Raw genomic sequence first — 6456 nt, 5'->3', positions numbered from 1 at the left:
CCCTCCCCCAACCCCGTCGTCGTAATGCGCACCCCCGCCCCGGCACCCAGCCGAAACCTCGCACCGGCCGCCACCCACCACCCCCGCGTCCGCAACCCGTTCACGACCGCCGCCTCGTCCCGCACCGGCACCCACACATTCATCCCGCTCGCCCCGTGCGCGGCGACCCCCCGAGCCGACAGAGCGGCCAGCAGGGCCTCCCGCCGCCGCGCGTAGGCGGTCCGCGCCGCGGCCACCAGGCTCTGCGCCTCGGGGTCGGTCATCAGTCGCGTCACCGTCTCCTGCAGCACATGGCTGACCCAGCCCGAGGTCAGCACCATCCGGCCGTCATGCCGCGCCAGCGTCGTACGGTCGCAGGCGAGCGCACCCCACCGCAGGTCCGTCCCCAGGTGCTTGGAGACCGTGCGCACCTGCGCCCAGCGCGCCAGGCCGCCCGTGGCGAGGCTGTGCAGCGGTACTCCCGCGATGTCCGCCGCGTGGTCGTCCTCGATCACCAGTACCTCGGACGGCGCCGCGCCCAGCACCTCCAGCAGCGCCTCCCGGCGCCCCGCCGAGAACCAGCCGCCGTAAGGGTTCTGCGCGCGCGGGCTGCAGACCAGCGCACGCGCCCCGGACCGCAGCGCCGCCCGCAGCGCGTCCGGCCGGATCCCCTCGTCGTCCACGGCCACCGGCACGGTACGCAGCCCCAGCGCCGGGACGAGGTCCAGCAGGTGGTGGTAGCCGGGGTCCTCCATCGCCACCGCGTCACCCGGCCTGAGCTCGACCGACAGCAGCCGGGCCACGCAGTCCAGCGCGCCATGGGCGAAGCTGACGTGCTCGGCCGGCACGCCATCGCGTTCGTACCAGGCGCGGGCCAGGTCCTCCAGACCGGCCAGCCGGGGCTGGGCGCGGTGCGACCGGACTCCGGGGGAGAGGCGGGCGGCCGGGAGCAGCGCGGGGAGGAAGGCCGGATCGGGGTGACCGCCCGCCAGATCGCGCACCCCCTCCGGCACCGGCGGCGGGCGCCGCGAGGCGACCGCGGGTGTCGGGGCGACCACCGTGCCGCCCCGCCCGTGGGTCACCACGATTCCGCGCCGCCGCAGCTCCTTGTAGGCGGTCGCGACGGTGCCGGGGCTGATGCCCAGCCGCTCCGCCAGCCGGCGCACCGGAGGCAGCCCGGTGCCGGGCGCCAACGCCCCCTCCACCACGCCCTTTTCGACGGACGCGGCAATCCCCTTGGCCGACGCACCGGTGATCTCATATTGTGTCGCCACAGAAAATATTCTGTATCAATACAAAATCGAATGTCAAGGGGGACCAGAGTGGGCAAGCCAACGTGGCGCACCGCGCTGAGCGACCGCATCCCCGGCGGCCGGGACGGCCGGCGCATGCTGACCGTCACCTTCGTCGACCGGATCGGCTCGGGCCTGTGGGGCGCGACCGCGACGCTCTACTTCACCTACGCCGCCGGGCTCGGCACCGCCGAAATCGGCGTGCTGCTCGCCGTGTCAGGAAGCGTGGGCATCGCCGGGCCGCCCCTCGGCGGCCTCCTCGCCGACCGCGTCCCGCTGCGCCCGCTCCTGATCATCGTCCAACTGGTCCGCGCCGTCGCCTCACTCGCCCTCCTCACCACCACCGACCTCGGGCTCCTGCTCGCCATCACCTCGGTGGGCAGCCTCGGCGACCGCGCGGCCTCCGTACTGACCAAGCTGTACGCGACCCGCGTCGCGGGCCCCGAGCGCGTCCGCTACCAGGCCATCAGCCGCACCGCCATGAACGTGGGCTGGGCCGTCGGCGGCCTCGCGGCGGCAGCGGCACTCACCGGCGGTACGGTCACGGTCTACCGCTGGCTCCTCATCGGCGACGCGCTCTCCTTCCTCGCCTCGGCGCTGTTCACGCTCGGCTGCGCCGAACCGCCCTCGGCCGCCCGCATCGCGGCCAAGTCCACTTCCGCACCCGGGGAACCCGCAGCATCCGCACCCGGCGAACCCACGCCCGACGACACCGCACCCACCGAATCCGCACCCAGCGACCCCGCACCCGCACCCGGGAAGACCACCGCCCCCAACCCCTGGCGCGACCGCCGCTATCTCACCTACACCGCCAGCGAGGCCGTCCTCTTCCTCGACGACTCCGTCTTCAAGATCGGCCTGCCGCTGTGGGCCGTGACGGCCACCAGCGCACCGCATCAACTCGTCCCCCTGCTGCTCGTCCTGAACAACGTGCTCGTGGTGCTCTTCCAGGTCCCGTTCGCCCGCTTCGGGGCCACCCCGCACACCGCACGCACCTCGCTGTGGCCGTTGGCCGGCGCGTTCCTCCTCGGCGGGGCCGCGCTGGCCGCCTCGACCGTCGGCGCGCCCTGGCTCGCGGCCGTCACGCTGGTGCTGGCCGCCACCGCCTTCACCGTCGCGGAGATGCTGCACGCCACGATCTCCTGGGAGCTGTCCGTCGTCCTCGCCCCGCCCACCGCACAGGGCGCCTACCTCGGCGTGCACGGCCTGGCCCAGGCCGTCCAGCGCAGCGCGGGGCCACTCGCGGTGACGGCGGCGATCGCGGCGGGCCCCCTCGGCTGGCTCGGCCTCGGCGCCGGGCTCGCCGCGATGTGCGGCGCCCAGCACCACCTGGTAAGGGACCGCGGCGACGGAGCGTTGTCAGTGGCCACGGTTACGGTGAGTGAGCACTGAACATCCGCGCTGAGGGGGAGTCATGGCGCACACCGGACAGCGGAGCGAGGACTGGAGCCGCCCCGGCAGGCACCGGGGCAAGCACGGCAAGCCGAAGCCACATCCGAAGACGACGAAGCCGAAGACAACGAATCCGAAGACAGCGAAGGCGAATACGAGGACGCGGCACCGGACGAGGAGCCAGACCGTCCGTCGCGCCCTGCGCAGAGAGGTGCCCAGCACGGTGGCCCTGCTCGCCGACGAGCGGGACTTCGCGGCCATGCGGCACTACGCATCGTTCGCCTTCGACGACCACGGTGCGTATCTACGGCAGATGGAAGGACTGCTGAAGGCGCTCGCGGCCAAGGGCGTCCACACCACCGTCGCCCTCTTCGACCCCGTCGCCTACGAGGAATTCTGCGCGGACACCCGGCTCGACCCGGACACCCCCGCGAGCCGCACTCGCTATACGGCGGAGCTGGCCGCCGCGGGCGGCACCGTCATCTATGAGGGCCAGCCGATCGACCGCCTGGTTCCACGGCTCATCGGTGTGGCCGACGAGCAGGCCACCTGGGAGTACGCCACGGCGCTGCTCTCCCGCGCCGGCCACCGCGGGGAGTGCCGCGACGACACCACCGCCCGCGCCGCGTTCGACCGCGCCGGGGCCGCGTTGCGCAAGGTCGTCGAGGCGGCCGGGCCAGGCGTCCACCATCTGGTCTGCAGCGTCCCGGCGGACGGCACCTCGCTGGTCGCCGTGCTCCACGCCGACGCCCGGGAAGCGGGCCCGCCGAAGCTGCCCGAGCCCTCGGGGCTGGTCTTCCGCACCGTCTTGGCCTGCGGCTTCGCCCTGCGCAGCCCCGGCGGCCTGGTGCTGCGCACCATCGTGGCGGACACTCCCGAGACGGTCCGCGGCTGGGCGCTGCACGACGGCTGGCTGCGCCCGCTGAGCGAGGCGGAGGTGTTCACCGCGTACTGCACCGACGCCGAGACGGGTGAACCCATCCCACCGGAGCACGGCGTCGAATACCGGGCGGGCATCCCGCTCGGCAGCCCGGAATGACCGAAGGCGTCCCGCCACACGGCGGGACGCCTTCACCGACAGCTCACCGGCTCACGGTCACGAGCTCACCGGCTCATTCGCCGGACAGCACCGCCTGCGCCGCCCGGCGGGCATCCTCGGCGGTGTCCGCCGCGCGCGCCGCGGAGGCGGCCCGCTCGCACTGCGCGAGCGTGTGCTTGGCCAGCGTCGCGCGCACATACGGAATGGAGGCCGCACCCATGGAGAGGCTGGTGACCCCCAGACCGGCCAGCACACACGCCAGCAGCGGATCGGAGGCAGCCTCACCGCAGACACCACAGCTCTTGCCCTCGGCCTGCGCGGCCTCCGCCGACGCCGCCACCAGGTCGAGCAGCGCGGGCTGCCACGGGTCCTGCAGCCGCGAGACCGCACCCACCTGACGGTCGGCCGCGAAGGTGTACTGCGCCAGGTCGTTGGTGCCCAGCGACAGGAACTCGACCTCCTGAAGGATCGAGCGCGCCCGCAGCGCGGCGGACGGAATCTCCACCATCGCGCCGAACTTGGCCCGCAGCCCCGCCTCACGGCACGCGTCCGCGAACGCCTTGGCGTCCAGCCTGTCGGCCACCATCGGGGCCATGACCTCGAGATAGACCGGCAGCCCCTCCGACGCCTTGGCCAGCGCCGTGAGCTGCGTCCGCAGCACCTCGGGGTGGTCGAGCAGGGTACGCAGACCGCGGACACCCAGCGCCGGGTTGGGCTCATCGGCCGGGGTGAGGAAGGCCAGCGGCTTGTCCGCGCCCGCGTCCAGGACCCGCACCACCACCCGGCCCTCGGGGAACGCCTCCAGCACCTGGCGGTACGCCTCGACCTGCTTCTCCTCCGACGGCGCCTGGGTGCTGTCGTCGAGGAAGAGGAACTCGGTGCGGAACAGCCCCACACCCTCGGCGCCCGCCTCGACCGCCGCCGGCACATCGGCCGGTCCGCCGACGTTCGCCAGCAGCGGCACCTTGTGCCCGTCCGACGTCGCACCCGGACCGGAGGAGGCGGCCAGCGCGGCCCGGCGCTCCTCGGCGGCCCGCGTCAGCTCGGCCCGCTTCTCCTCGCTCGGGGACACGAAGATCTCACCCGTGCTGCCGTCCACGGCGATCAGGGTTCCCTCGACCAGATCCCCGGCACCGGGCAGCGCGACCACGGCCGGCACCCCCAGGGCACGGGCGAGGATCGCGCTGTGGCTCGTCGGCCCGCCCTCCTCGGTCACGAACCCCAGCACCAGCGTCGGGTCGAGCAGCGCGGTGTCGGCGGGAGCGAGGTCCCGCGCGATCAGCACATACGGCTCATCACTGTCCGGCACACCCGGCATCGGCACACCCAGCAGCCGCGCCACGATCCGGTTCCGCACATCATCGAGGTCGGCCACCCGGCCCGCCAGATAGTCCCCGGCCCCCGCGAGCAGCGCCCGGTAGGCGGCGAAGGCGTCGTACACCGCGCGCTCGGCGGTGCTGCCCACGGCGATACGCCGCTCGACATCGGCCATCAGCTCCGGGTCCTGCGCCATCATGGCCTGCGCCTCGAGCACGGCCTGGGCCTCGCCGCCCGCCAGATTGCCGCGCGCGACCAGATCGGCCGCCACGGCCTCCACGGCCTGGCGCGCTCGCCCCTGCTCACGCGGCGCCTCATCGGCCGGAATCTGCCTCGCCGGCGGCTCCAGGACCGCCGTCCCCATATGGCGCACCTCGCCGATGGCCACCCCGTGGCTCACGCCGACGCCTCGCAGCGTTGTCTCCATGTCACCCGTCCCCGGTCGATACGGCGGAACCCCGCCATGGTGGATGTCGTACCAGCAGTGCGCGCCACCCGGCCCCGGTCCCCACCGGCCGCCGAGCGTACGCGCGGCTCACCAGTTGAAGAGCGTGTCGCCCGGCTTCACGTCGACGTCCTCCTTGACGTCGGACAGGGCATCGGCCGTGGCCTCGAGCGCCACGATCGGGCAGATCGGCGACTTGCCCGCGGCCACGGCGGTGGCCGGGTCCCAGCGCACGATCGCGTCGCCCCGCTTGACGGTGTCTCCCTTGTTGATGAGTACCTCGAAGCCCTCACCGTTCAATTGCACGGTGTCGATGCCGAGGTGGGTGAGCACACCGTGTCCCTCCCCGTCCACGACGACGAACGCGTGCGGGTGCAGAGAGACGACGATGCCGTCGACCGGAGCCACGGCCACAACGGGCTCGAGCACCGGGTCGATCGCCGTGCCCGGACCGACCATGGCGCCGGAGAACACCGGATCGGGAACCGCTTCGAGTCCGATCACGCGGCCGGTGACCGGTGAGGTCACGCTGGTCATGGGGGCCTCCCGGGGTGAAGAATCATCACGCGCCGTCACCGTCTGTCCCGGACAGCGCACTGCCCAGAAGAGTAAGTCATAGGAACTTCGGATTCCGCACACGTGGCGCTGGCAGAGTGGACGCTCGGGCCTGGAATCGATTTGCCACGGCCGCGCGAGGCGCTGTACTGTCGTACTCCTGCCCACCGGATGAAGCACTGCGGTCATCTGCGTGTACATCCAGGTTCAGGGCGGCGCCATCAGCTACTTGATCCAAATCTCGGATCCGCTTTCGCATGCCTTGCGAAAGACACCGGTTCGGAGAGCGGGAAATGGTCTGATAGCGTGTGAAACACCGAAGGGAAGCGCCCGGAGAGACCGGTGAAACGGTTTCAAAGGAAGCGTCCGTTCCTTGAGAACTCAACAGCGTGCCAAAAGTCAACGCCAGATATGTTGATACCCCGTCCATCTCGGAC

General features: G+C 72.3%; 5 protein-coding genes. 2 read left to right on the top strand and 3 right to left on the bottom strand.

Translation table 11 applies throughout. The features are described from left to right. A partial coding sequence (locus J5X86_RS49885; RefSeq protein WP_208523188.1) for an aminotransferase class I/II-fold pyridoxal phosphate-dependent enzyme occupies window positions 1-1253 on the bottom strand: 1253 nt, incomplete at its 3' end. Window positions 1254-1301: 48 nt separating this feature from the next. On the opposite strand from J5X86_RS49885, the gene J5X86_RS49880 reads away from it, so the two are divergent. Next, window positions 1302-2663: an MFS transporter gene (locus tag J5X86_RS49880; protein WP_308124998.1), complete on the top strand. Its 1362-nt coding sequence runs from the start codon at window positions 1302-1304 to the stop codon at window positions 2661-2663. Between the two features lie 22 nt (window positions 2664-2685). Beyond that, entirely contained in the window at window positions 2686-3702 is a 1017-nt protein-coding gene (locus J5X86_RS49875) for a hypothetical protein (RefSeq protein WP_208523187.1), read from the top strand. A gap of 73 nt (window positions 3703-3775) precedes the next feature. Here the strand turns inward: J5X86_RS49875 and ptsP are convergent, their stop codons facing one another. Beyond that, window positions 3776-5446 carry a phosphoenolpyruvate--protein phosphotransferase gene (ptsP, locus tag J5X86_RS49870; protein WP_119993366.1) on the bottom strand — a complete coding sequence of 557 codons (1671 nt, stop codon included), beginning with the start codon at window positions 5444-5446 and terminating at the stop codon, window positions 3776-3778. A gap of 108 nt (window positions 5447-5554) precedes the next feature. Beyond that, window positions 5555-6001 carry a PTS glucose transporter subunit IIA gene (locus J5X86_RS49865; protein ID WP_078645865.1) on the bottom strand — a complete coding sequence of 149 codons (447 nt, stop codon included), beginning with the start codon at window positions 5999-6001 and terminating at the stop codon, window positions 5555-5557. Window positions 6002-6456 lie beyond the last annotated feature (455 nt).

The sequence above is a fragment of the Streptomyces sp. NEAU-YJ-81 genome (assembly GCF_017592595.1).
In the GTDB taxonomy this organism is placed as follows: Bacteria; Actinomycetota; Actinomycetes; order Streptomycetales; family Streptomycetaceae; genus Streptomyces; species Streptomyces hygroscopicus_B.
This window is presented reverse-complemented; position numbering and strand designations above follow the sequence as displayed.

Bases quoted from the DNA above. Each gene is read 5' to 3' on its own strand.
- ptsP (WP_119993366.1), bottom strand. From the start codon at position 5,446: ATGGAGACAACGCTGCGAGGCGTCGGCGTGAGCCACGGGGTGGCCATC.
- J5X86_RS49875 (WP_208523187.1), top strand. From the start codon at position 2,686: ATGGCGCACACCGGACAGCGGAGCGAGGACTGGAGCCGCCCCGGCAGG.
- J5X86_RS49865 (WP_078645865.1), bottom strand. From the start codon at position 6,001: ATGACCAGCGTGACCTCACCGGTCACCGGCCGCGTGATCGGACTCGAA.